We start from the raw sequence: 23208 nt of genomic DNA on the forward strand, positions 1-23208 counted from the left end.
CCCCCCCCCCCCCCCCCCCCCCCCCCCCCCCCCCCCCCCCCCCCCCCCCCCCCCCCCCCCCCCCCCCCCCCCCCCCCCCCCCCCCCCCCCCCGCGCCCAGGTGGGTGCTGGTCAGGCCGGGTGGGCCTCGACGACCTGGACGTCTTCCTCTGTGATCTCGCCGTCCACGATGCGGAACGAGCGGAACTGGAACGGGTCGTCCTCGCCATTGCCGTCGGCGGTGGAGACCAGGACGTAGTGGGCGAACGGCTCGGAGGCGTAGCTCACGTCGGTGCGCGAGGGGTAGGCCTCGGTGGCGGTGTGCGAGTGGTAGACGATCACCGGCTCCTCGTCGCGGTCGTCCATCTCGCGGTAGAGCTTGAGCAGGTCGCCCGAGTCGAACTCGTAGAAGGTGGGCGAGCGGGCCGCGTTGAGCATCGGGACGAACCGCTCGGGCCGTCCGCTGCCGGCCGGTCCGGCGACCACGCCGCAGGCCTCGTCCGGGTGGTCGGCGCGGGCGTGGGCCACGATCCGGTCGCGGAGTTCTCGGGTGATGGTCAGCATGCGGTCAGGATAGCCACGCCCCGGCGGGTGTCCGCCGGGGCGTCCGGAGCGCGGTCACCGGGTGTCCGCCACCTGGGCGCGGCGGCCAGGTCCCGGCGGTTCAGCCGCCGTTGCGCACGTGCAGGTGGTCGTGGGCGACGCCGTGGGCGGCCCTCGGGTTGCGGCGCTTGAGCACCTGGTAGCCGATCACCAGCAGGACGGCCCAGCCCGGGAAGACGTACAGCGAGATCCGGTTGTCCGCGTCGAACGCGATCAGCACCACGACCAGGGCGAGGAAGGCGAGCGCGGTCCAGCTGGTCCAGGCGCCGCCGGGCGCCTTGAAGGTGGGCGGCGGCAGGTGGCCGGCCCGCCAGGCCTTGCGGTAGCGGATCTGGCAGATCAGGATCATCGCCCAGGTCCACAGGCCGCAGACGGTGGCGACGGAGGTGATGTACTCGAACGCCTTGGCCGGGACGAGGTAGTTGAGCACCACGCCGACGCCCATCAGCAGGCAGGAGAGGGTGATCGCGAAGGCCGGGGTGCGGTGGGTGTTGAGCTTGGTGAGCTGCCCCGGGGCCTGGCCGCGCAGGGCGAGGTCGCGCAGCATCCGGCCGGTGGAGTACATGCCGGAGTTGCAGGAGGAGAGCGCGGCGGTGAGCACCACGAAGTTGATGATGCCGGCCGCGGCCGGGATGCCGATCTTGCCGAAGGCGGCCACGAACGGGCTGACGCCGGGCTGGAACTCGGTCCACGGCACGAGCGAGAGGATGATCACCAGCGCGCCGATGTAGAACAGCATGATGCGCCAGGGCAGGGTGTTGATGGCGCGCGGCAGGGTCTTCTCGGGGTTCTCGCTCTCCCCGGCGGTGACGCCGACGAGTTCGACGCCCAGGTAGGCGAACATGACGATCTGCAGCGTCATCACGGTGGCGCCGATGCCCTTGGGGAAGAAGCCGCCGTCCTGCCACAGGTGGGTGATCGACGCGGTGTCACCGGCCTTGCTGAAGCCGAGGGTGAGCACCCCGATGCCGATCAGGATCATGCCGATGATGGCGGTGACCTTGACCATCGAGAACCAGAACTCGATCTCGCCGAACAGCTTCACCGAGATCAGGTTGGCCGCGTAGAGGATCACCAGGAAGGTCAGTGCACTGGCCCACTGCGGGATGTCGGGCGCCCAGAACCTCACGTACACGGCGGCGGCGGTGGTCTCCGCCATGCCGGTGACCACCCAGAACAGCCAGTACGTCCAGCCGGTCACGTAGCCGGCGAAGGGGCCGAGGAACTCGCGTGCGTACTCGGCGAAGCTGCCGGAGACCGGGCGGTAGGTGAGGAGTTCGCCGAGGGCGCGCATGATCACGAAGATCGCCACGCCGGCGACGGCGTAGGAGAGGATCAGGCTCGGGCCGGACCGGGAGATCGCGGTGCCCGCGCCGAGGAAGAGTCCGGTGCCGATGGCACCGCCGATCGCGATCATCTGGATCTGGCGGCTTCCCAGCCCCCGGTGATAGCCCTCCTCGTCCGGTTTCGCGTCGACCACGTCGTCGTACAGCTGCTCGGCCATGGTGCACCGTCCTGGGTGGGTCTCGTGGGGTGGAGAAGTCGTACCACGCAGGGTTCGGATAGCGGTGTTCATCTGAGCGTTATTTGAGCATGACCTGCTATGTTTTGCCCGATTTAAAGAGAAATGCCCCGGCCGTCCGTCCACATATTGGACGAATCGACCGGGGCCTGCCCGGAAGCGGGCACGATCAGTCCGCGATCGCCTCCAGGAGCGTCTCCTGGAGCGCCCCCAGCCAGACGTACGCCATCACCAGCGGCTTGCGGTCGTCCTCGTCCGGCAGCTCGTAGAGCTCCTCGTCGTCCTCGCTGACCTCCAGCTGGACGCCCAGGGTCAGCCGCAGGTCGTTGAGCGCGCCCAGCCAGCGCAGGCCGTCGGCGGGGTCCAGCTTGACCACCCCACCCTCACCGCCGAGCCGGTCGAGCATCCGGACGACGTGCAGGGCGTCCTCGCGCTTACGGGTCCGCAGGTCCACCTCGGTGTAGCGGCGGAACTCGCCCGAGGCGGCCCGGCTCTCCTCGTTCTCCGGCCCGGCCGGGTCGCCGTAGGCGTCCGGGAAGAGCCGGGCGAGCATCGGGTTGGCCGGCGCCTCGGTCGGGCCCTCGGCGAACAGCGCGGCCAGCGGATCGCCGCCGTCCCCGCCCGGGCCGGGCCCGATCAGCTGCAGGATCCCCACCTCCAGGGAGCGCAGGATGGAGGCCTCCACCTCGTCCAGCGCGATCGCCGCGCTCCCGCCGCCGGCACTCTCGAACAACCCAGCCATGTCTATCGGTCAGCCCGTCTTCGTCGTCTCGGGTGGGGTACCGGCTCCGCGGCCGGTCGCGCCGCGGTCCGCACTGCGCCGGTCGCACTGCGGTCAGTCGTGCTGCGGTCTGTCGTGCGGCGGTCAGTCGTGCCGCGGTCTGTCGTGCCGCGGTCAGTCGTGTTGCAGCGTCGCCCAGAGGCCGTAGCCGTGCATCGCCTGGACGTCGCGCTCCATCTCCTCGCGGGAGCCGCTGGAGACCACCGTCCGGCCCTTGGTGTGCACCTCCATCATCAGCTTCCTGGCCTTGTCCTTCGGGTAGCCGAAGTAGGCCTGGAAGACGTACTGGACGTAGCTCATCAGGTTCACCGGGTCGTTGTGCACGATGGTCACCCAGGGCGTGTCCGGCTCCACCACCGGTAGTCCTTCGACCTCCGGGCGCTCGATCTCCACGGGCGCGACACTCACCGCCGGATCCTCCTCGCTGCGCAGTCCGTCCACGCCTCTTCAGCCCCATGCTGCCATCCGGGGGATCCCCGGGCGATTCCGGCCCGGCTCGCAGCACGAGAAATCGTCACTCTGACGCTAAGTGGTAGTAGCATCATCCGCATGGACGCCACTTCAGTGCGCGCGGCCGGTTCGACCGCGCTCCTCACCGACCGCTACGAGCTCACCATGCTGCAGGCCGCCCTGCGCAGCGGGGCCGCGCACCGCCGCTCCGTGTTCGAGGTGTTCACCCGCCGCCTGCCCAGCGGCCGCCGCTACGGCGTCATGGCCGGCACCGGCCGGGTGCTCGACGCCATCGAGGACTTCCGCTTCACCACCCCGCAGCTCGACTGGCTGGCCGGCCAGGGCGTGGTCGACGACGACACCCTGCGCTACCTCGCCGACTACCGCTTCGCCGGCGACATCCACGGCTACCCCGAGGGCGAGGTCTACTTCCCCGGCTCGCCGCTGCTCACCGTCGAGGGCAGCTTCGCCGAGGCGGTGATCCTGGAGACGGTGATCCTCTCGATCCTCAACCACGACTCCGCGATCGCGGCCGCCGCCTCCCGGATGACCGCCTCGGCCGGCGGCCGCCCGGTGATCGAGATGGGCGCCCGGCGCGCCCACGAGCAGGCCGCCGTCGCCGCCGCCCGGGCCGCGTACGTCGCCGGCTTCGCCGCCACCTCCGACCTGGAGGCCGGCTTCACCCACGGCATCCCGACCACCGGCACCGCCGCCCACGCCTTCACCCTCGTCCACGACAGCGAGCGGGACGCCTTCCGCGCGCAGATCGCCTCCATGGGCAAGGGCACCACGCTCCTGGTCGACACCTTCGACCTGCGCGAGGCCGTCCGCACCGCCGTCGAGGTGGCCGGCCCCGAACTGGGCGCCGTCCGGATCGACTCCGGCGACCTCACCCTGCTGGCCCACCGGGTCCGCCGCCAGCTGGACGACCTCGGCGCCACGAAGACCCGGATCATCGTCACCTCCGACCTCGACGAGTACGCCATCGCCGCGCTCGCCGCCGCCCCGGTGGACGGCTACGGCGTCGGCACCAGCCTGGTCACCGGCAGCGGCCACCCGACCTGCGCGATGGTCTACAAGCTGGTCGCCCGCGCCGAGAGCGCGGACGGGCCGCTGGTGCCGGTGGCCAAGCGCGCGGCCGGCGGCAAGACCAGCATCGGCGGCCGCAAGTGGGCCGCCCGCCGGCCCGACGCCGACGGCGTCGCCGAGGCCGAGGTGGTCGGCACCGGAGCGGTCCCCGCCGACCTGGAGCCGCACCTGATGCAGGTGCCGCTGGTGCGGGCCGGCCGGGCCGTCGGCCGCGAACCGCTCACCGCCGCGCGCGAACGGCACATCCGGGCCCGGGCCGCACTGCCGCTGTCGGCCACCCAGCTCTCCAAGGGCGACCCGGTGCTGCCGACCGAACTCGTGCTCTGACCCCGCCCCGGCCGACCCGCGCGGACCGGCGGACGACCCCGGGGCCGTCCGCCGGTTCCGGGCCGCCGGTCCGCCGCGGATCGCCGGTTCGCCGGTCCGCCGTGGTTCACCGGTTCGCCGCGGTTCGCCGGTTCGCGCCGGGCGCCGGCCCGGGGTCCGCCCCAGGCCTTCCGCCCCCGCACGCCACTCCCTAGAGTCAGCCGTAGAGTTCCCCCGGAGCTCCCCGAGAACCCCCGAGCCCCGCCGCGGGCCGAGTACTCCCGAGGGCTCCCCCCACCAGGGCGCCACCACGGCCGCCCCCCACATCCGAGGATGCGAGCCATGCACCGGGCACTGATCGTCGTCGACGTGCAGAACGACTTCTGCGAGGGCGGCAGTCTGGCCGTCGCCGGCGGCGCCGAGGTGGCCGCCGCCATCACCGACCTGATCGCCGAGTCCTCCCCCGGCTACCAGCACATCCTCGCCACCCGCGACCACCACATCGACCCGGGCGACCACTTCTCCACCGAGCCCGACTACGTCACCAGCTGGCCGGTGCACTGCGTGGCCGGCACCGAAGGCGTGGGCTTCCACCCCAACTTCGCCCCGTCCGTCATCTCCGGTGCGGTCGAGGCGGTCTTCGACAAGGGCGCCTACTCGGCGGCGTACAGCGGTTTCGAGGGGCTGGACGAGAACAACCGCGGTCTGGTGGAGTGGCTGAGCGAACGGCAGGTCGACGAGATCGACGTGGTCGGCATCGCCACCGACCACTGCGTCCGGGCCACCGCCCTGGACGCCGCCCGGGCCGGCTTCACCACCCGCGTCCTGCTCGACCTCACCGCCGGGGTCGCGCCGGCGACCACCACCGCCGCGCTCGCCGAACTGCGGGCCGCCGGGGTCGAGTTGGTCGGCGCCCCGGTGGTTCGGGCGTAGCCCCGGCTCCGACTCGGAAGCGGCCCCGGGCGCGGCTCGGGCGCGGCCCCGGATCCGGGTGCGGACGGATCCGGCCCGGAGCTAACCGACCATCAACTCCACCACGTCCGAACCGCCCACCCGGTGGGCCTCGCGCAGTTCGGCGCCGACCGCGTCCCGGTCGGCCGCGAGCCGGGCGCCGGAGACATACACCACCCGGATCCCCAGGTACTCCATCCGGTGCTGGCCGCCGCGCACCCAGGCGGCCTCGCCCTCGCTGACGCAGCGCAGGTCCGAGTCCACCTCCACGGCGACGCCCTGCTCCGGCCAGTAGAGGTCCGGGACGGCGATGTACGTGCCGCCGCGCATCCGCAGCTCGGGGCCGACCAGCGGGACGGGCAGCAGGCACTCGTCCACCAGTTCGCCGACCCGCTCCAGGACGAAGTCCCGCTCACCGGCCAGCAGTTCGTCCAGGGCCGCGCGCACCCGGGGCTCGCCGGTCAGCCCGGAATCGGTCAGCTCGGACGCCAACTCCCGTACGGTGCACGGGCCGTCGGGCCGCGAGACGGCCTCGCGCAGCAGCGCCCGCACCGGCACCGGGGTGCCACCCTCCTCCGCGGTCCACTCGCACAGCGCGTCCGCGACCGCCCGGGCGACCGGCGCGCAGGCCAGGCCGTGCACCGAGCGGGCCACCAACTCCCTTTCGGTGCGCCGGATCCGCACCTCCCCGGCGTCCTTCAGCCGACGCTGGCGGGGCACCAGGACGTCCACCCCGGTCACCGCCGGCAGCCGGGGCACCGCGGCGAATCCGTACAGCGCGAGCGCGGCCGCACCGGTGATCACCGCGCCCTCGCGGCGGCCCTCCTCGCGACCGTTCTGCGCCGCGTACAGCAGGGCGGCCCACATCCGCTGCTCCGGGGTCGGCCCGTCGGACTGCAGCAGGTACACCCGGGGCAGCAGCCGCCGCCAGGGCCCGCCGCGACGGCAGTGCTCGGTGATGACCCGGGCCGGCACGCCCCGGGCGCGCAACTGGCTCGCGGTGACGACGTTCTGTTGACGCTTCGCCAGCTCCTCCAGGGACGGCGGCGGCGTGGGAATCCGGTAGCTCATGCGGACACCATCCCCAACCGCTCCGACCCGCCACCGGCCACCTGACGCACTGTTACCCAACCGTCGCGAAACCGGGATCAGCTCGCACTAAAGTCCCCATACCCTCACTCAATCGGAGTAATTGACGGTCGTCAGGTTGTCATATCTGATCGAACCCGATCGCCCACCAGGCCGCCTGACCCAGAGTGACCAAAGGCATACGCCGGGAGACCCTTCAGGCGTCAAACCCGCCCCGGGAATTGCCTAGGCTTGCGTCATGTCACGTGACGAGACCGCCGGCCTCCGCGCGGCCCAGCTCCGCCTTGGCCGTCTGCCCGGATACGTCCGCCGCCCGGACCCGGCCCGCCGCAGCGGCGAACAGGGCCATACGTACAAGAAGGGCTGGGAGGTCCGCTTCACCGCCCGCAGCGAGGCCGAGATAGCCGAGATCCGCGACCTCGTGGTCGCCGCCGGGTTCGCCCCGGCCAGACCCTTCTTCAAAGGCCACCAGCTCATCCAGCCGGTCTACGGCATGGCCGCCGTCCAGGCCTACCTGGCCGCGAGACAGGCGGCCGAGGAACACGCCGCCCGCACCGCGCTCGGCCGCCGCCGACGAACCGCCGGCGGACACCCCGCCACCGGACACCCCACCGGCACCGCACACCCTGCCACCGCCGGGCACCCCAGCGGCGCCGCGCACCGGTGCGAACGCGAGGAGGCTGCCACCGAGGCCGCTGCGGCGACTGCGGTCGCAGCCGCCACCGCCGCCCAACTCGCCCGGCGGCTGGCCATCGAGTCCTTCCCCGCCCAGGTCGAACGGAGCAGCGCCGTCGACGACCGCCTCTCCCCGACGGAGGCCCGACCGCAGTCCTGACGGCAGACCACCCCACCCGCGCCTCGACCCCCGGGCCGGACGGCCCCAGGCCGCCGAGGCGTGGCCGACGTGCACGGTGGCGGCCAGCAGGCGCGGGACCGTCCGGATCAGCGCCTGCTCCGCCCCCTCGGCCACCCGGTGCGCCGCCGCCACGGCGAGCGCACCGCCCACCCACCACCCCTGCTGCCACGCCCACCTCGGCGCGCAGCGCGTCCACCTCGCATCCACCGCGCGCATCCACCGTCCGCACCCACCGCCCGCACCCGGGCTGCGCGCCCCCGGTGGAGACATGCACGTCGGAGTCCACCCGGCCCGTCACGCCACGCCGGAACGGGCGCGACCGAAGGTGTGGTTGCGCGGACGGTTGTGCGGCCGCAGCTTCGCGCCGTGGGCGTGGACGCCAGCCTCCATAAGCCCTACGGTGGCACATCAACCGTCCTGCAACCACGGCCCTTCTGCACCCCCTGACCAGCCGCGACGCGCTCGCAACTACACCCCCCGCACCACTGCGCCACCCTCCCCCACCGATCCCCCGCCCGGCCGCCCCACCACCGCCGCACCACCACGCCCCACCGGTCGACACCGGAACCGGCCGAGCGGCGGCGGGTTCCGGGCATTCAATCCGATTGGTAACCCAGCGCACCGAGGGCATATCGTAGAGTGAGCGCAGATGATCGACCGTCAGCCACCCATCTCCCTTTCCGAGAAGCCGAGATGACCAACCGTCACGCGAGTTCCGCCGAGCCGCCCCCGAGGCCCGGTGAACCGGAGGACGTACCACTGGAGTTCGCCGCCTTCTGCGAACTCCACCGCCCCCGGTACCTCAGCTACGCCCGGGTGTGGCTGACCGAGCACAGCAGCGCGGCCACCGCCGTCCAACAGGCGTTCGCCGAAATCGCCGTCCAATGGCGCGAGTTGCTGGGAAGCTCCAACCCCACCGCGAACGCCTGGCAGATCCTGCGCAGCACCGTCGCCGACCACACCCGGCACGTGCCCGCCGCACCGGACCGCCACCCCGCCGACGACGACCTGGCGATCCTGCACTACGTCGTCGGCCTCGCCGCCCCCGAGATCGCCGACGTCATCGGCACCGACACCGCCAGCGTCGCCGGCCGGCTCCGGCGCACCATGCTGTGGGAGGCCTCCGGCTGGTGAGCCCCCTCAGACCCGCTCACCCGTCACGTCGAACAAGTGATGCACCGGGTCGTGGATCAGATAACGGGCGAACGACTCCACCGTGAACCGTGCCCCGTCACTACGGCCCCCGGTCCGCCCCCACTGCTCGCCCGCCACCCGCCCGAACGCCGCCGCCAGCGCCTCCGCGGCCGCCGCCAGTTCCCCGGCCACCACCGCCGGCACCTGCTCCCCGTACCGCTCGGCGACCGCCGTCTCGTCCTGGTCCCAGTTCGGGAACAGCGGGTCGTCCTCGGCCAGCATCAGGTCCAACCGGACCCGGAACAGCCGGAACACGTCCCGGACATGGCACGCGTACTCCAGCCCCGACCACACCCCCGGCCGCGGCCGCCGACGCAAACCCTCCTCGGCCCCGGCCAACAACGCCACCCAGGCCTCCGCATTGGCCCGGACCATCCCCGCGACGTCCTCCCGCACCACCGCCGGAACGTCCAGCCCACAATCCGGACACGGGCGTTCCAACACCCACGTCCAGTCCTTGCCGTCCGGCACGACCACACCCACCGGATCCACGCCACGCTCAGAAGCACTCATGACCCCAGCATGGCCACCCCACCACCCGCCCCACCAGCGGCAAGGACGCCAACCGCCACCAAAATGCTGCCACCCCGCCCGCAGCCCTCAGCCACCCGCACCCCTGCGCCGCCGCACCCGCACCACCCACACCACGACCGCCACCACCCCGCCGACCAGCACCCCCCACAACGCCACCCCCACCGCAACCCCGACCCCGAACCAGCCGCCCCCGCCGGCCCCAGCCGCAGGCACCACGGCCTCGCCACCCGGCGGCTCCGTCACCCCGTCCCCCGCAGCCCCCCGCGACTCCGCCCGCCCCACCAACGGATTCTCCCGAGACCCGCCGTCCACCCCCGGATCGGCCTCCAACGCCTTCGCCGGCGCCAGCACCCCGAAGCCGTACCTGCTCCCCGGCACCGCCGACCCGTCCTGCGGCGGCGTGGCAGTCCTGATCATCCGATTGATCACCTGCCCCGCCGAAAGCTCCGGATACTTCGCCCGGATCAACGCGGCGGTGGCGGAGACGTAGGCGGTGGCATCCGAGGTGCCGTTGCCCACGCCGTAGCTCGACGAGGACTTGGCCGTGGCCTGGTAGATCTCCACACCGGGCGCGGCGAGTGTCGTCTCGGCACCCGGCGTCGAGCGGTCCCAAACTCTGCCCGTGGAGTCCACAGCCGCCACCGCCACCACTCCGGGAAAGGCCGCCGGGTACTGGACACCGCTCAGGCTGTCGCCGTTGTTCCCGGTGGCGGCGACCAGCACGACGTCCTTGGAGACCGCGTAGTTGACGGCTTCACGTGCCGAGGAGTCGAACCTCGACGTCCCCCCGACCGACATGTTGACGACCTTCGCACCGTGGTCCACGGCAAAGCGGATCGCCTCGGCGAGGCCGTTCTGCTGGACATCCTGATTCTCGCCGTCGGTCCGCACCTTCACCGGCAGGATCTTCGCCTTCGGCGCCAAGCCCATGACCCCCGCCTGTGCACCGTGCCCGTGCCCTGCGATCAGGCTCGCCATCCCGGTGCCATGGCCGTCGCCGTCGGTACGACCGTCCGTGTTCGTACCGGAGAAGTCACCCCCCGCAAGCACCTGTCCGGTGAGGTCCTGGTGGTCCGGGTTGACCCCACTGTCGACCACTCCGACGATCACGCCCTCGCCCTGGTTGACAGTCCAGACTTTCGTCTCGGCCTCGAAGGCCTTCAGGGCCCACTGCTTGTCTCTGATCTGATCCGCCGATGCCGTCGGTGTCGCGACACTCCAGACCAATGCCCCGGCGGCAAGGGCCGCTGTACCACGCGCCAACCGGCGGCTCGTCAAGCCTGGTCACCCCACTCAGCGAGGCGTCCCGCAGATCACCGATCCGCGGGACGCGATCAGATCACCCGTCCGCTTCAGGACCGGGCTCATTCCACCACGTTCGGATTGGCCGGCTTGTCCGACGCCCAGGTCTCCTCGTCCTCAACGAGGTAGTCGGGCCTCCGACGGCCCTTCTCCCGGCCCTTATCGTGCCGTTGCGCGCCGGTGGGCGGCAGGCCGGGGGCCATACCGCCAGGGACGCCAGCACCGGGTTCGCCCCTGGGCCGGTTCCGGACTCCCAGGCCGGAACCGCCTTCCGTGAACGCCTGCTTGCCGCGCATTCCCTCGACCGGCCCTGCGGTCCCACCGACGATCCCACCAGGTCGGCCTGTAGACCCACCCATCGGCCGGGCACCGGAGCCACCTCGACCTCCGATGCCCCCACCCGGTCCACGGCCGCCCGCCGGATTGTCACCGCCCGGGAGTTCCCGACCGCCGAATCCGACCTTGGCCTGGCCGATGCCGGGGCCGACCGGTAGACCAGCCGCCGGGCCTGCGGGATTGGAGATCCCCTGCCCGCCGTTGCTTCCCGGGAGGCCGCCCGCAGCGCCACCAGGCGGCACAACACCCGCCCCGGACACCAGAGTTACCGGGAGGGCGGTGGTGGCCACAGTCCTGTTGGGGGCGACCGTCGGCGTGTCGGCGATGCCTGCACCCGGGCCGTGGTTCACCGAGCCCAGGGGCTTCGGCGGAGTCTGCGCCGCGCCGCCCTTGATCCCCGAATCGGTCGGAACAGACGCACTCCTCGACGTGGAGCGGGCTGGCATCGCCGGCCCGGAGGACTTCGGACCCTGTGGTGGTGGGCTGGTCGTCACCCGCCCTGATGTACCCACGACGCCGATGGAGGTTCCTGACATCATCGCGCTCGCCACCGCCGCCGCCCCGGCCGGATCGTCCTGTGGTGTCACGTCGCGCGTCTCACCCGACTTCTGCAGCGTTGGCAGGTTCGGTGGCGGCTTCAGGGTGGGGGTGGCGATGCGGTAGTGCATGGCGAGGGTTTGCATGACGGTGGCGGCTTCGGCTTTTCGGCGGTCGGCGACGGGGATGTGTTCGTCGTCGCCACCGAAGACGGAGGAGACGCCGTCGCCGACGGTGTCCTTGACCTTTTCCCAGGTGCTGGGTTCCTCGGGCATGTCGCGCTTGGCCTTGGCGATGGCCTCGGACATGTTGTGGAGGGTGTTGGCCGCGTCGTTGGCGTAGGAGGCGGCGTTGTTGATGCTGTCGGCGAGGTGGAGCATGCGGGTGTGGAAGGCGTCGCTGGTGGTGCCTTCCCAGGTGACGGCGGCTTCGGTGCTGGCGCGGGTGAGGGTGGTGCGGATGGCCTTGAGGGTGTCGGCGGCGTGGCGCCAGGGGTCGCCGGCGGCCATGACTTCGCCGGGGTTGAGGGCCTGGGCCATGGTGCGGAGTTGGGCGTGGCTGTAGGCGGTGAAGTCGGTGTAGGCCATGGGGGGTCGCCTCCGTTCGGGCTCGGCCGGTGGTGGCCGGGGGTCAGGGGGCGGGTGGGGCGACGGTGTGCTCGTAGGCGGCCTTGCTGCTGGCGGAGGGGTTGGCGACGGACCAGCCGTCGTCGCCGAGTTTGAGTTTCTTCGCGGTGTGCTGGTCGTGTTCTTCGTAGGTGGTGGCGGTGAGTTCGGCGTTCTTCTGGGCTTCGTCGACGGCTTGTTGGAGTTGGTTGAGGACGTCGCGCAGGCCGTCGCGCATGGTGTTGTAGCGGTTGTGGATCTCGGTGGCTTCGGCGAAGGTGCCGAAGGCGGTCTTGCCGATGCCGCTGCGCCCGTGGGTGCCGGTGCCGTCGGCGTGGCGCTGGAATTCGGCGAGGAGGAGCCGGACTTGGGCGGCGAAGGCGCGGAGTTGTTCGACCTCGACGCGGTAGCCCCGGCCGGCGCCTCCGGTCGTACCGGTTCCTGTTGCCATTTCGGCGCCTCCCCCGTGCGTCCGTGGGTCGCTGCCGGAGTTGGGCCCCGGTATCTCATGTCTAACACACGGGGCCCGAATTCCGCCTGGTACCTGGTCAGTTCGCAGGCGTCCTCGTGTGGAGGGCGTCGGCGAGGGCGCGGCGGCAGAGGGAGTCGGCGTGCCGGGTGGTTTCGGGGAGCCGGTAGTGGGGGGCGAGTTGGAGGGTGGTGCGGACGGCGGTGTCGAGGCTGATGCGGTGGCCGACGGAGACGTAGACGGGTTTGACGCCGGGCCGGGTGCGGAGGGCGCGGCCGACTTCTTCGCCGGTGGCGGGGTCGGTGAGCGGGGTGGTGGAGCCGCGGGGGGTGTCGGGGTCGTGGTGGCGGAAGGTGAAGGGGGTTTTGGCGACGCCGAGGGTGCGCAGGCCGGTGAGGACGCCGAGGTGGCTGGCGAGGCCGAGGCGGCGGGGGTGGGCGAGGCCGTAGCCGTCGCAGACGACGGTGTCGGGGGTGCGGGTGAGGGCGGCGAGGGCGTCGAGGACGGCGGGGAGTTCGCGGAAGGCGAGCAGTCCGGGGGTGTAGGGGAAGGGGATGCGGCCGACGGCGGTGGACTGTTCGACGACGGCGAGGGTGTCGTGGTCGAGGAGGACGGCTGCGGCGGCGACGAGGTCGTGTTCGTCGTCGTAGGCGACGTCGACGCCGGCGATGAGCCGCCCGACCCCGCCACCGCCGGAACCTGAGCCGGAACCGTCGGGGTCGTCGGAGTCGTGGGTCTGGACGAGGGGGCGCAGGCGTTCCTGTTCGGCGAGTGCCTGGGCTTCGGTGGTGGGCCAGTCGGCGGGGATGGGCACGGGTGTTCCCCCGGGTGGGTGGGGCGGGCGCGGTCGGGTTCACCGTACCGAGGGGGCGGACGACCCCGGGGTGAGCCTGTGCGCCCCCCGTGCTCCCGGTCCGGCGGGTTAGCCTGGACTTACCGAACTCCCTTGCCGGGCAGCACTTCTGGGACCGGCGCCATTCCCGCTCGTTCCCCCCGACGTGCGAAGGACCCCCGCCATGCCTCGTCCGTCCGCTGCCCAGTACTGCCTCGGCTCGTTCACCGTCGTCGCCGCCACTGTGGCGCTGCTGGCCGTTTCGGGCGCCTCGGGCGTCCTGGAGGTCGCGGTGCTGGAGGGGTTCGCCCTGGCGCTCGGCACCGTGGTGACGGTGTTGTCGGTCGCCGTGTCCGGCCGGTCGGCGGCGAGGGCGGGAGCGGCCTCCCCGGCCCCGGCCGGACACGAGTACGCCCGGCAGCGCTAGCAACGCCAGTCCGCCGCCGGGCGTCGCAGCCCGCTCGGCCGGTCAGTCGGTGGTGACCACCACGGTCTTCGCGGCCTTGTCGTGGATGCACTGCCGGTAGGGCTTGTCGAAGACGCCGAACATCCCGTCGATGATCCACCAGAAGGCGGCGCAGCAGATCACGGCCGGGAGGATGTAGACGGCCGCGCGGGTCCAGGCGGCGCCCTGGGTGGGCTTGTTGCCGTCGATCAGCATGGCGACGCGGACGTGCATCGCCTTCTTGCCGAGGGTCTGGCCGTCCCGGCCGAGCATCAGTCCCTCGTAGAGGAGGTAGATGCCGCAGCCGAGCCAGAACGCGCCGACCTCGCCGGAGCGGTTGCCGAAGTCGGCGAAGGGGGCCACCACGATCACGGCGACGGCCTGGACGAGGAGGTAGTCGATCAGGCGGGCGAGGATGCGCCTGGGCCAGCTGCCGATCGGCGGCATGCCGGGGACGGGCCCGGCGCCGGGGGTTCCGTAGCCGGTGGGGCCGTAGCCGGGCGGGGGCTGGTCGTAGGGGTTCCGGCCGTAGGGGCTGCCGCCGGGCGGGCTCTGGCCGCCGGTCGGGCCGCCGTAGGTGCCGCCGTACGCGCCGGGGCCGTCGGACGGGGTGTCGGAGGTGCCGTCGGACGGGCCGTCGGCGGGCGGCGGGGCGGGCGGCGGGTTCGGGTCCGACGGCCGGTCTTCCGGCGTGCCGCCGCCCGGCTGCGGGGACTGCTTGTCGAAGGAGGGCTGGCCGCCCCCCTCCGGCTGGGAGCCTGAGGGGTCGTGAGTGCTCATCCGTCGAGTAGAACATCACACATTCTCGCCGTTTGGGACATTCTGTCCGTTTTGCCGCCAGGGCCGGACGACGCCCCCGCTCCGGATGGTGCCTCCGCGCCGGGAGCCGACCGCCACGCCGGGAGGCCTCAGTCGCGGACCACCCGGGTGCGGGCGGCCCGGTCCTGCCAGCCGCGCCGGGCCGGGCGGTCGAACACGGGCCAGACCAGGCCGACGAGCAGCAGCAGGCCGAGCTGCCTCACGGCCCACCGGAGCAGCGAGCGGCCGAGGCTCAACCTGGTCCGGGCGCCGGGGGCGGCGGCGTCCGCCACCCGGATCCGGGCCAGCCGTTTGCCGAAGGTCTGGCCGGTGCGGGCGGTCGGCAGCACCTCGTAGAGCAGGCTGACGAAGAGCAGGATGCCGAGCAGGACCGCGACCTTCCCCAGCACCACGTCGTCCACCAGCCAGACCTGGACCTGGCGCCGGGTGAGGGAACTGGCCATCCTGGCCTGGTCGAGCTTCTGCTGGAGGTGCTCGGACGCCGAGCGGCCGAGCGGGATTCCGGCGGCGACGGCGACCACGAGGAGTACGACGGTGTCCACGGCGCGCGCGGCCAGCCGACGTCCGAGTCCGGCGGGCGTCACGGAGGCGGGCACGGTGGGGGCAGGCGCGGCCGGGGCGGGTCGGCGCCGCGCGACGGCCTCCCGGGCCGGGCGCACGACCGGCAGCGACCCGGCGGGCGCGGCAGGCGCGGGGGGTCGGCCCTGAGCCCGGACCGGAACCGCTCCGGCGGCGGCCGGGGCCGGGGCCGGTACGGCGGGCTCGGGCTCGGACGCGGACTCGGACTCGGACTCGACGGCACGCCCGGCCCCGCGCGCAGCCGCCGGAACGGACGCCGCGACGGGTGACGCAACGGGCGACGCAACGGGCGACGGCGCCTCCCGCACCGCCACCGCCGCCGGGACGGTCGCGGGCGCTCCAGAGGCGGCGGCCACCTCCACCCCGGCCGAAGCGGCGGCCGGCCTTCCGGCCGAAGCCCGGACCGGAACAGCAACCGAAGCGCGGACCTCCCTCGCGCGCCCCTCCTCCCCGTCGGGCGCCCCCGAAAGCACCCCCCAGGAGACCCGGTGCGGCTCGCCACCCGTCTCCATCAGCCCCCGCTGCGCCTGCGGAACGGCCTGCCAGCCGAGCTCCTCCACCTCGCCCTGGCCTGCCGCACCCCCGACCGCCGAAACCTCGACCACCGGCTCGCCCAGGACCGCTTCGCCCAGGACCGCCTCGCCGAAGACCGGCACCTCGACCGCCGCCATCTCCGGCCCGGACGCCCCAGCCACCCCGGACGCCCCAGCCACCCCGGACACCTCAGGGTTCTCGGACGCCTCCGGCTCCCCGACCGTCCGGAACACCGGCCCGCCGATCACCTCCGCCACCCGCGACCCGAGGACGAACTTCGCCCCGCCCGCGGTCTGGTCGAAGTACACCGGCCCGGTGTCCCCGCCCCCACCCCCGCCGTGCGCGGTCCCGCCCCAGGACGGCTCCGGGGACGCCGCCTCCGGAACGGCCGCCTCCGGCACCGCCGGTGGCGGCACCGCCCGCGCCGTCCCCGCCGCGCCGGCGGCGGGCCGCCGGGACGCGAACCGGGGCGGATCCAGCACCTCGCCCTCGGCGGGTGCGAGCCGGCTGGTGCCCGGCACCCAGGCCGAGCCGCCCCAGTACCGGACGAAGCCGGGGATGGAGGGGTCGGGGTAGTAGCCCGGCTCGGGTCCGACGGCCGAGTCGCCGGCGCCGGCGAAGGGGCGGTCCGTCATGGGGTCTTCTCTCCTGGCGGGTCCTGGCGGGGCCGACACGGCACGCCCGCCCGGCGCACCCGCGAGCCGTCCGGCGCGCGTGGGTGGGGGGCACCGCCGGTAGGCGGACAGTCGCCGGACAGTAACAAAGGGTAGTGCCTCGTCGAGGTGCCGACGGAAAGTTGGTCAATCACCGGACAGCGGAGGGCCCTCCGGGGTAAGGGCGGCCGAACCGTCCCGGCGCGCGGCGGGCGTCCGCGCGCCGCGGTCCCCACCGGTCACCACCCCGCGTCTCACCACCCGTCGCCTCACCACCCCGCGCCTCACCACCCGTCGCCTCACCACACCCCTCGTCGAACTTCCCGAAGAAATCCCGGAAACGTGTGTAAGAGCCGGCGTGGACCGCCCTCTCAAAGGTCACCGGGCCCGGAACCGGGCAGGAACCCAAGGTCGAGAGGAAAACGATCATGGAGCGCCCCACCAGCGTGGTCGAGCACGAACTGGAGCTGAACCTGGTGCTCTCCCCCGAGCACAGTGTCCCCGTCCCGGCCCGGCTGTCCTACGGCAGCCACGACCCGTACGCGGTGCACATCACCTTCCACCTGGACACCGGCTCCCCGGTGACCTGGGTGTTCGCCCGCGAGCTGCTGGTCGAGGGCACCTTCCGGCCGTGCGGCCAGGGCGACGTGCGGATCTGGCCGACCCGCTCGGGCCGGCGCAGCGTGCTCTGCCTGGCGCTGAGCTCCCCGGCCGGCGACGCCCTGCTGGAGGCACCGCTGCCGGTCGTCGCGGCCTGGCTGGAGCGGGCCCACCGGCTGGTCCCGCCGGGCAGCGAGATGGCCGCGCTGGACATGGACGGCTCGCTCGCGGACCTGCTTGCGTGAGCACGCGCACGACCACCAGCACGCGCACGACCGCGAACGCACCGGCCGGCCACAGCACGCACCCTGCCGGGACCGCGCGACGCGACGGGAGCCGCGCCCCCGCCGGCTCAGCGGGCCGCGGGGGCCTGCTGACGGCCGCGGGTGGCGTCCGGGCCACCGCCGTCGCGCTGTCCGGGCAGCCGGACCAGCGGTGCCCCGGCGGAGCGTCGCCTGGCCCTTATCCGGATGGCGGCGGCGAGCAGGAAGCAGAGCCCGACCCACGGGTAGACCGAGGTCGGCAGCTGGCGCAGCGGCGCCATGTGGAGGACGGCCGGCCCGAGCGGCTTGGCGGCCCACATCGCGAAGGAGAGGAACGCGAGCAGTGTCGCCCAGAAGGCGGCCCGCCAGCGCAACCGGCGGACGCCGACCGGACGGGCGTGCTCGACGGAGGCCTCGGTGGCGAGCAGGACGAGCACCGGCACGCACCAGACCCAGTGGTGGGTCCAGCTGATCGGCGAGATCAGCACGGCGGTGACGGCGGCGCAGCAGACGCCCCAGGCCTCGGCCCGGGGCAGCCAGCGGGCGCTGCGGTGGGCCCAGGCGGCGACGGCGAGGCCGGCCACCGCGACCAGGCCGGCCGCGAGGGTGGCGAGGGTGCCGGGGTCGGCGGTGTGCAGCAGCCGGGCGAGGGCGCCGCGCAGCGACTGGTTGTCGACGATCTCGGTCTTGCCGACCCGGGAGGAGTCGTAGAGGTACTTGGTCCAGAAGCCCCAGGTGGCGTCGGGCAGGACGACGGCGCCGATCAGGAAGGTGCCGAGGAAGGTGAGGCCGGCCACGAAGGCGGCCCGGACCCGGCCGGTGATCAGCAGGTAGACGGCGAACAGGCCAGGGGTGAGCTTGAGGCCGGCGGCGATGCCGATCGCCATGCCCTTGCTGCGGCGGGCGTCCGAACGGGTGAGGTCCCAGAGGATCAGGCAGGCGAGCGCGAGGTTGATCTGGCCGTACCGGAGCGTGGTGAAGACGGGTTCGAGCCAGACGCCGAGGCCGGTCACCAGGATGACGCCGATCGGCCGCAGTTCGCGGCGCGGCCAGCCGACCAGCTTGAAGGACAGGTGGGTCAACAGGGCGAGCAGCCCGAGGTTGCCGAGAGTGATCGCCACCCGGAGGAACGGGACCGGGAACCAGGTGGTGGGCACGAACAGCATGGCCGCGAACGGAGGGTAGGTCGCGGGCAGGTTCCACTCGGTGACGCGCAGTGCGTACAGGTCGGTGCCGTTGGCCACGGCGGCACCCTCGGCCCGGTAGACGATCATGTCGACCATCGAGGTGTTGACGAAGTGGCGGACCACCGCGTACACGACCAGGGAGAGGAGCGCCAGGGCCGAGGCGGCCAGCAACGGTCGACGGGGGGCCTCGCGCAGCGCGCGGACGGGGGCGCCGAGCACGGTCCGCAGCCGGTCCGACAGGGGGGCGGGCGCGGGGTCGGGTGCGGTCCGCACCGGGCTGCGCTCGTCTTGCACCGCTGTCACCAGTCCACTCCGTCCACCGCTCGACCAATCGCCGACGATACCGGATGCGGGCCGACCGGGCCTGGGCACAGGTAGTCACGCAGGGTGACGAATGGGCCCCGACCGGCCGTACTCCGTTGCGGGCGGAGCACGGACGGCCGAGGCCACCGGGGGGAGGCTCAGGGCCTCAGCGGCCTCAGCGGCCTCAGTGGCCCCAGGGGCTCAGGGCCTCAGCGGCCCCGTGCCTCAGCCCGTGTAGGCGCCGAGGGCCCGGGTGAAGTCCAGCGGCTGCTGGACGACGCTGCTGCAGCTGGCATCGGCGTAGGCCTTGGCCCCGCCGTCGCAGGCCTTGTCTCGGGTGCCGGACCACATGGCCAGCCACGCGAGGTGCCTGGACGCCGCGAAGTCGGCGAGCTGCTTGGCGTCGGCGACGGTGAAGACCTCGCTGGCGACGTCGTTGACGCCGATCATCGGGGTGACGGCGACCTTGCGCCAGGCGGCCGCGTCGTCCAGTCCGAGCACGCTCTTGACCTGGGCCTGGGTGGCGGTGGCCGCGGCGATCGCGTACTTGCCCATCTGGCCCTGCGGGTTCGGGGCGACGCCGTCGCCGAAGTCCATGGCCATGATGTTGACCGCACCGATCGCGACGCCGTTGTTCTTGGCGTCGGCGACCAGGTTGACGCCCTCCTGGGTCAGGCCGGAGGGCAGCGCGGGCAGTGTGAAGGAGACGTCGAGCGCCTTGCCCTTGGCGGCGGCGTTCTTCTGCAGCTGGGCGATGGCCTGGGCGCGGCGGGTGTTGGCGGCGGTGTTGGCGATCGCGCCGCCCTCGACGTCGAAGTCGAGCCTGGTCAGGCCGTAGGCGTCGACGGCCTTCTGGTAGACGGCGGCCAGGTCTGCGGTGGAGCCGCAGGCGAGGGCCAGCTCGCTGCCGTTGGCGCCGCCGAAGGAGACCCGGACGTCGCCGCCGATCGCCCGCAGGGCGCCGATCTGGGCGGCCACCGCGTCGGCGGACAGGTCGCTGACGCCGCCCCACTTGGGCTGGCAGCCGCCGCCGGACACCACGAAGGCGAGGGTGTAGTTCTTGACCCCGGTGGCCTTGGCGGTGGCGACCAGGTCGTACGGCGGGTAGAGCGAGGTGTCGACGTACGGGGCGAAGCCGGCCCCGGCGCCGGCCGGGGGTACGGGCACACCGGTCGCCGTGGGGGTGGCGGTCGGGGTGGGGGTCGGCGCCGGGGTGGTCGGCTTCGCCGAGGGGGTGGCACTCGCGGTCCCCGTGGGGGAGGGGGCCGCGGTGGCGGTGCCGGTCCCGGTCGGCTTGGGAGCGGTCGACACCGGACTGGTCGGCGCGGTGGTGGTGGGGCGGCCCGAGGGGGTGGGCGCGGTGCCGTCACCGGCCTTGCAGGAGGTGTTGTCGATCAGGCAGTTGCCGGGTTCGGCCTGCGCGGCGCCGGCGCCCTGGGCGACGAAGCCGACCACCACGCTCTTGCCCGGCTCCAGCCGCTTGCTCCACGCCTCCGGCTTGACGGTGACGTGCTGGCCGGCGGCGGTGAAGGTGGCGTTCCAGAGCGAGTCGATCTTCGCCCCGGCCGGGAGGTCGAAGCTGAGCGTCCAGTCCTCGATCGGGCCGCTGTCCGGGTTGGTGACCAGGTACTGGCCGGTGTAGCCGGAGTCCCAGCTGCTGGTCCGGCTGTAGACGGCGCCGAGCGAGGCGGCGCTGGCCGAGGAGGCGAGGACGACGACACCGCCCGCGACCAGGGCGGCGGCGACCGCCGAGGCCCCGACGATCGCGCCCTTGCGGCTGCGCCTGCGGCGGCCTGGGCGGCGGTTGGGCTGGGTGGTCATGGCGCGTTACCTCCGGGGTGCCGTCGGTCGGCCGCGGTCCGGGCGCGGGTGCGTGCGGACGTCCGGGCGGCCGGCCCGGCTCGGTCGGGTGACCGGCGCGACCGACGCTAGCGGCGGCCGGGGGGCCGAACCGGCGGGCTGAGCGAGGGGAAGAACTCCCTTAGGCCGCGCTTAAGGAAGATCCCGAAGCCGGCAGGGCGTCAGGCGCGCACGAAGACTGGCCACCACGGTTCCCCGAGCCTCGGCCGAGGTCGAGGGAGCGATCGAGGAAGCGGTCGAGGAAGTGGCTGAGGGAACGGTCGAGGAAGTGGCTGAGGGAACGGTCGAGGAAGCGGCCGAGGCAACAGCCGAGGAGGCGGTCACTTCTGGAACAGCGCGCCCCGGCCGCGCCGCCGCCCCGCCCGCGCGGGGGTGCCGTCCGGGCGGGTCCGCAGCCGCAGCCGGACCTCGGCGCCGCCGAGCACGGCGGAGCGGCCGAGCCCCAGGTCGCCGCCGGTGGACTCGGCGAGTTTGCGGACGATGTCGAGGCCGAGGCCGGTGGAGCCCTCGCCGCCGTGGCCCTCGCCGCGCTTGAGGGCGGCGGCCGGGTCGCTGAAGCCGGGGCCGGCGTCGCCGACCAGGACGATCACCGAGGTCTCGGTGGCGAGCACGTCCACCGAGAAGGCGGTGCCGACGGCGGTGTGCCGGAAGACGTTGCCGAGCAGCGCGTCGACGGTGGCGGCCAGGTCGGCGCGCTGGACCGGGACGGGCGTCGCCCGGTCGGCGCCGGCCAGTTGCCAGCAGCGGCCCTCGTCCTCGGCCAGCGCGGACCAGAAGCCGACCCGTTCGCGGACCACCTCGGCGACGTCGCAGCCGACCGCGACGGCGGGCACGTCCTCGGGGTCGCGGCGGGCCGAGCGGATGATCTGGTCGACCTCGCGCTCCAGTTGGGAGACCGCGTGCCGGGTGGCGTCGGCGGCGTCGCCCTCGCCGAGCGAGGCGGCGTTGAGCCGCAGCACGGTCAGCGGGGTGCGCAGCCGGTGGGACAGGTCGGCGGCCAGTTCCCGTTCGGCGGCGAGGAGTTGGACCACCCGGTCGGCCATGGTGTTGAACGCGTGGGCGGCCTCGCGCAGTTCCTCGGGGCTGCCGGCGGCCTGCTTGCCGTCCACCGGGACCCGTACGGCGAGGTTGCCGGCGCCGAGCGAGCGGGCGGCGCCGGCGAGCCGCCGGGCGGAGGCCACGATCCGGCCGCCCATCCGGTCGGCGACCAGGACCGAGATGGCGACCAGGCCGAGCGCGACGCCCGAGAGCACCAGCCAGGCGGTGGAGACGCCCCGGGTGAGGTCGCCGTCGGCGACGAACACCTCGACCACGGCGGTGCGTCCGGTGTCCACCGCGACCGGCTGGAGCAGCGCGTAGCCGCCGGGCACCTCGACGGTGAAGGAGCGGCCCTGGCCTCCGGCGGTGGACACGTCGCCGGCGGCGGCCCGGGCCTCGCCGATGGTGGGCCCGCCGGGGCCGCCGGGGCCGGGGAGCGCGTCCGGGGCGGCCGGGGCGGGCAGGTGGACCGCCATCCTGCCCTGCCCGCCGGCGTCGGTGCTGGCCAGGGCTCGGTCGATGGCGATCTGGTCGGTGGTGATGGCGAGGGCCGGGCCGAGCGCGGCGGCCTGCCGCTCGGCGGCGGTGAAGGCGTGGTCCCGGGCGGTCTGCTGGACCATCAGGCCGAGCGGGATGAGGAAGGCCAGCGCGACCATGGTGGTCCCGGCGACGGCGGCCTTGATCAGGGCCCAGCGCAGCGAGCGCCCGAACCTCCTCATGTCCGGTGCTCCGCCAGTCCCCCGGCGGCCTCCAGCCGGACCCCGACTCCCCGGACGGTGTGCAGGTAGCGGGGGCTGGAGGCGGTCTCACCGAGCTTGCGGCGCAGCCAGGACAGGTGGACGTCGATGGTCTGGTCGCCGCCGTAGGTCTGCTGCCAGACCTCGGCCAGGATCTCCTTGCGCGGCACCACCACGCCGGGGCGTCCGGCCAGGAAGGCCAGCAGGTCGAACTCACGGCGGGTCAGGTCGAGCAGCCGCCCGTCCAGCGAGGCCTCGCGGCGCTGGAGGTCGATGGCGAGGCCGCCGACCCGCAGCACCTGGGCGACGGGGGCGGCGCCGCCGCCGAGCCGGCGCAGCACGGCGGCCATCCGGGCGCTGAGGTGTTCCCCGGAGAAAGGTTTCACCAGATAGTCGTCGGCGCCGTCGTTGAGCAGCCGGACGATCTCGGCCTCGTCGTCGCGGGCGGTCGAGATGATCACCGGCACATTGGTCAGGCCCCGGATCATCTTGAGTGCCTCGCTGCCGTCCAGGTCCGGCAGTCCCAGGTCGAGGATCACCAGGTCACAGCCGACCTGGGCAACCTCCCGCAGCGCCTCAAGTGCCGTGCCCACGCTGCGGACCGCATGACCGGTGTCGGTCAGGTGCCGGATGAGGGCGGAGCGTACGAAAGGGTCGTCCTCGACCACGAGCACTGTTGCCATGGCCCTGCACGGTACGCCATCGACGGGCAGTGGTCTGTACCTCGGGGTGGCCTCCGGACATTGTGCAACTCC

The 23208-nt window shown here is 73.4% G+C and carries 22 protein-coding genes; 6 read left to right on the forward strand and 16 right to left on the reverse strand.

Annotation, left to right across the window (positions count from 1 at the left end):
* Positions 1 to 111 precede the first annotated feature (111 nt).
* The 4 genes from AC07BF_RS27145 to clpS form a co-directional block, all read right to left on the reverse strand.
* The gene (locus tag AC07BF_RS27145) at positions 112 to 543 is read right to left on the reverse strand and encodes a M67 family metallopeptidase (RefSeq protein WP_363587180.1); all 432 of its coding nucleotides are present in this window, start codon (positions 541 to 543) and stop codon (positions 112 to 114) included.
* 100 nt (positions 544 to 643) lie between these two features.
* Positions 644 to 2086 carry an amino acid permease gene (locus tag AC07BF_RS27150; RefSeq protein ID WP_363587181.1) on the reverse strand — a complete coding sequence of 481 codons (1443 nt, stop codon included), beginning with the start codon at positions 2084 to 2086 and terminating at the stop codon, positions 644 to 646.
* A gap of 187 nt (positions 2087 to 2273) precedes the next feature.
* A complete protein-coding gene (locus AC07BF_RS27155) occupies positions 2274 to 2846 on the reverse strand; it encodes a DUF2017 domain-containing protein (protein ID WP_363620073.1) in 573 nt (190 codons plus the stop codon).
* Positions 2847 to 2999: 153 nt separating this feature from the next.
* Entirely contained in the window at positions 3000 to 3293 is a 294-nt protein-coding gene (gene clpS, locus AC07BF_RS27160) for an ATP-dependent Clp protease adapter ClpS (protein ID WP_063351371.1), read from the reverse strand.
* Positions 3294 to 3434: 141 nt separating this feature from the next.
* Here clpS and AC07BF_RS27165 point away from each other — a divergent pair, with 141 nt between their 5' ends.
* The gene (locus AC07BF_RS27165) at positions 3435 to 4751 is read left to right on the forward strand and encodes a nicotinate phosphoribosyltransferase (RefSeq protein ID WP_363628114.1); all 1317 of its coding nucleotides are present in this window, start codon (positions 3435 to 3437) and stop codon (positions 4749 to 4751) included.
* Between the two features lie 321 nt (positions 4752 to 5072).
* Positions 5073 to 5663 (forward strand): isochorismatase family protein, encoded by a 591-nt coding sequence (locus AC07BF_RS27170; protein WP_363587184.1) that lies wholly within the window; start codon positions 5073 to 5075, stop codon positions 5661 to 5663.
* A gap of 81 nt (positions 5664 to 5744) precedes the next feature.
* Here AC07BF_RS27170 and AC07BF_RS27175 read toward each other — a convergent pair whose 3' ends face one another.
* On the reverse strand, positions 5745 to 6752 hold the full coding sequence (locus AC07BF_RS27175) for a hypothetical protein (protein ID WP_363620079.1): 1008 nt from the start codon (positions 6750 to 6752) through the stop codon (positions 5745 to 5747).
* 256 nt (positions 6753 to 7008) lie between these two features.
* Between AC07BF_RS27175 and AC07BF_RS27180 the strand changes: the two genes are divergently transcribed.
* Positions 7009 to 7605 carry a hypothetical protein gene (locus AC07BF_RS27180; RefSeq protein ID WP_400810298.1) on the forward strand — a complete coding sequence of 199 codons (597 nt, stop codon included), beginning with the start codon at positions 7009 to 7011 and terminating at the stop codon, positions 7603 to 7605.
* A gap of 714 nt (positions 7606 to 8319) precedes the next feature.
* The gene (locus AC07BF_RS27185; RefSeq protein ID WP_063349204.1) at positions 8320 to 8760 is read left to right on the forward strand and encodes an RNA polymerase sigma factor; all 441 of its coding nucleotides are present in this window, start codon (positions 8320 to 8322) and stop codon (positions 8758 to 8760) included.
* 6 nt (positions 8761 to 8766) lie between these two features.
* Here the strand turns inward: AC07BF_RS27185 and AC07BF_RS27190 are convergent, their stop codons facing one another.
* The 5 genes from AC07BF_RS27190 to AC07BF_RS27210 all read right to left on the reverse strand — a co-directional run bounded on the left by AC07BF_RS27190 (position 8767) and on the right by AC07BF_RS27210 (position 13417).
* Positions 8767 to 9333 carry a DinB family protein gene (locus AC07BF_RS27190; RefSeq protein ID WP_363587187.1) on the reverse strand — a complete coding sequence of 189 codons (567 nt, stop codon included), beginning with the start codon at positions 9331 to 9333 and terminating at the stop codon, positions 8767 to 8769.
* Between the two features lie 87 nt (positions 9334 to 9420).
* The gene (locus AC07BF_RS27195; RefSeq protein ID WP_478334045.1) at positions 9421 to 10632 is read right to left on the reverse strand and encodes a S8 family serine peptidase; all 1212 of its coding nucleotides are present in this window, start codon (positions 10630 to 10632) and stop codon (positions 9421 to 9423) included.
* 86 nt (positions 10633 to 10718) lie between these two features.
* Complete coding sequence (locus AC07BF_RS27200; protein ID WP_478334046.1) at positions 10719 to 12116, reverse strand: WXG100 family type VII secretion target; 1398 nt, start codon at positions 12114 to 12116, stop codon at positions 10719 to 10721.
* 43 nt (positions 12117 to 12159) lie between these two features.
* Positions 12160 to 12585, reverse strand: coding sequence for a hypothetical protein (locus tag AC07BF_RS27205; protein WP_400986681.1), 426 nt, complete (start codon positions 12583 to 12585; stop codon positions 12160 to 12162).
* A gap of 97 nt (positions 12586 to 12682) precedes the next feature.
* On the reverse strand, positions 12683 to 13417 hold the full coding sequence (locus tag AC07BF_RS27210) for an endonuclease V (RefSeq protein WP_478334047.1): 735 nt from the start codon (positions 13415 to 13417) through the stop codon (positions 12683 to 12685).
* Positions 13418 to 13619: 202 nt separating this feature from the next.
* Here AC07BF_RS27210 and AC07BF_RS27215 point away from each other — a divergent pair, with 202 nt between their 5' ends.
* Positions 13620 to 13862: a hypothetical protein gene (locus tag AC07BF_RS27215; RefSeq protein WP_363620090.1), complete on the forward strand. Its 243-nt coding sequence runs from the start codon at positions 13620 to 13622 to the stop codon at positions 13860 to 13862.
* 42 nt (positions 13863 to 13904) lie between these two features.
* On the opposite strand, the gene AC07BF_RS27220 is transcribed toward AC07BF_RS27215, so the two are convergent.
* Entirely contained in the window at positions 13905 to 14660 is a 756-nt protein-coding gene (locus AC07BF_RS27220) for an RDD family protein (RefSeq protein WP_363628107.1), read from the reverse strand.
* Positions 14661 to 14788: 128 nt separating this feature from the next.
* On the reverse strand, positions 14789 to 16447 hold the full coding sequence (locus tag AC07BF_RS27225) for an RDD family protein (protein ID WP_363628106.1): 1659 nt from the start codon (positions 16445 to 16447) through the stop codon (positions 14789 to 14791).
* A gap of 446 nt (positions 16448 to 16893) precedes the next feature.
* Here AC07BF_RS27225 and AC07BF_RS27230 point away from each other — a divergent pair, with 446 nt between their 5' ends.
* The gene (locus AC07BF_RS27230; protein ID WP_063349195.1) at positions 16894 to 17310 is read left to right on the forward strand and encodes an SsgA family sporulation/cell division regulator; all 417 of its coding nucleotides are present in this window, start codon (positions 16894 to 16896) and stop codon (positions 17308 to 17310) included.
* A 107-nt stretch (positions 17311 to 17417) separates the two neighbouring features.
* Here the strand turns inward: AC07BF_RS27230 and AC07BF_RS27235 are convergent, their stop codons facing one another.
* The 4 genes from AC07BF_RS27235 to AC07BF_RS27250 all read right to left on the reverse strand — a co-directional run bounded on the left by AC07BF_RS27235 (position 17418) and on the right by AC07BF_RS27250 (position 23136).
* Positions 17418 to 18818: a glycosyltransferase 87 family protein gene (locus AC07BF_RS27235; RefSeq protein ID WP_363587195.1), complete on the reverse strand. Its 1401-nt coding sequence runs from the start codon at positions 18816 to 18818 to the stop codon at positions 17418 to 17420.
* A gap of 225 nt (positions 18819 to 19043) precedes the next feature.
* Entirely contained in the window at positions 19044 to 20639 is a 1596-nt protein-coding gene (locus AC07BF_RS27240) for a glycoside hydrolase family 18 protein (RefSeq protein WP_478334048.1), read from the reverse strand.
* A 359-nt stretch (positions 20640 to 20998) separates the two neighbouring features.
* Positions 20999 to 22414 carry a sensor histidine kinase gene (locus AC07BF_RS27245; protein WP_478334051.1) on the reverse strand — a complete coding sequence of 472 codons (1416 nt, stop codon included), beginning with the start codon at positions 22412 to 22414 and terminating at the stop codon, positions 20999 to 21001.
* A gap of 17 nt (positions 22415 to 22431) precedes the next feature.
* On the reverse strand, positions 22432 to 23136 hold the full coding sequence (locus AC07BF_RS27250) for a response regulator transcription factor (protein ID WP_350881149.1): 705 nt from the start codon (positions 23134 to 23136) through the stop codon (positions 22432 to 22434).
* Positions 23137 to 23208: the final 72 nt, after the last annotated feature.

It is taken from the genome of Kitasatospora sp. NPDC043950 (assembly GCF_056435345.1).

Excerpts from the sequence above, each read along its gene's own strand:
- AC07BF_RS27145 (WP_363587180.1), bottom strand. The coding sequence starts at position 543 with ATGCTGACCATCACCCGAGAACTCCGCGACCGGATCGTGGCCCACGCC.
- AC07BF_RS27150 (WP_363587181.1), bottom strand. The coding sequence starts at position 2,086 with ATGGCCGAGCAGCTGTACGACGACGTGGTCGACGCGAAACCGGACGAG.
- AC07BF_RS27155 (WP_363620073.1), bottom strand. The coding sequence starts at position 2,846 with ATGGCTGGGTTGTTCGAGAGTGCCGGCGGCGGGAGCGCGGCGATCGCG.
- AC07BF_RS27165 (WP_363628114.1), top strand. The coding sequence starts at position 3,435 with ATGGACGCCACTTCAGTGCGCGCGGCCGGTTCGACCGCGCTCCTCACC.
- AC07BF_RS27170 (WP_363587184.1), top strand. The coding sequence starts at position 5,073 with ATGCACCGGGCACTGATCGTCGTCGACGTGCAGAACGACTTCTGCGAG.
- AC07BF_RS27175 (WP_363620079.1), bottom strand. The coding sequence starts at position 6,752 with ATGAGCTACCGGATTCCCACGCCGCCGCCGTCCCTGGAGGAGCTGGCG.
- AC07BF_RS27180 (WP_400810298.1), top strand. The coding sequence starts at position 7,009 with ATGTCACGTGACGAGACCGCCGGCCTCCGCGCGGCCCAGCTCCGCCTT.
- AC07BF_RS27185 (WP_063349204.1), top strand. The coding sequence starts at position 8,320 with ATGACCAACCGTCACGCGAGTTCCGCCGAGCCGCCCCCGAGGCCCGGT.
- AC07BF_RS27190 (WP_363587187.1), bottom strand. The coding sequence starts at position 9,333 with ATGAGTGCTTCTGAGCGTGGCGTGGATCCGGTGGGTGTGGTCGTGCCG.
- AC07BF_RS27200 (WP_478334046.1), bottom strand. The coding sequence starts at position 12,116 with ATGGCCTACACCGACTTCACCGCCTACAGCCACGCCCAACTCCGCACC.
- AC07BF_RS27205 (WP_400986681.1), bottom strand. The coding sequence starts at position 12,585 with ATGGCAACAGGAACCGGTACGACCGGAGGCGCCGGCCGGGGCTACCGC.
- AC07BF_RS27215 (WP_363620090.1), top strand. The coding sequence starts at position 13,620 with ATGCCTCGTCCGTCCGCTGCCCAGTACTGCCTCGGCTCGTTCACCGTC.
- AC07BF_RS27220 (WP_363628107.1), bottom strand. The coding sequence starts at position 14,660 with ATGAGCACTCACGACCCCTCAGGCTCCCAGCCGGAGGGGGGCGGCCAG.
- AC07BF_RS27225 (WP_363628106.1), bottom strand. The coding sequence starts at position 16,447 with ATGACGGACCGCCCCTTCGCCGGCGCCGGCGACTCGGCCGTCGGACCC.
- AC07BF_RS27230 (WP_063349195.1), top strand. The coding sequence starts at position 16,894 with ATGGAGCGCCCCACCAGCGTGGTCGAGCACGAACTGGAGCTGAACCTG.
- AC07BF_RS27240 (WP_478334048.1), bottom strand. The coding sequence starts at position 20,639 with ATGACCACCCAGCCCAACCGCCGCCCAGGCCGCCGCAGGCGCAGCCGC.
- AC07BF_RS27250 (WP_350881149.1), bottom strand. The coding sequence starts at position 23,136 with ATGGCAACAGTGCTCGTGGTCGAGGACGACCCTTTCGTACGCTCCGCC.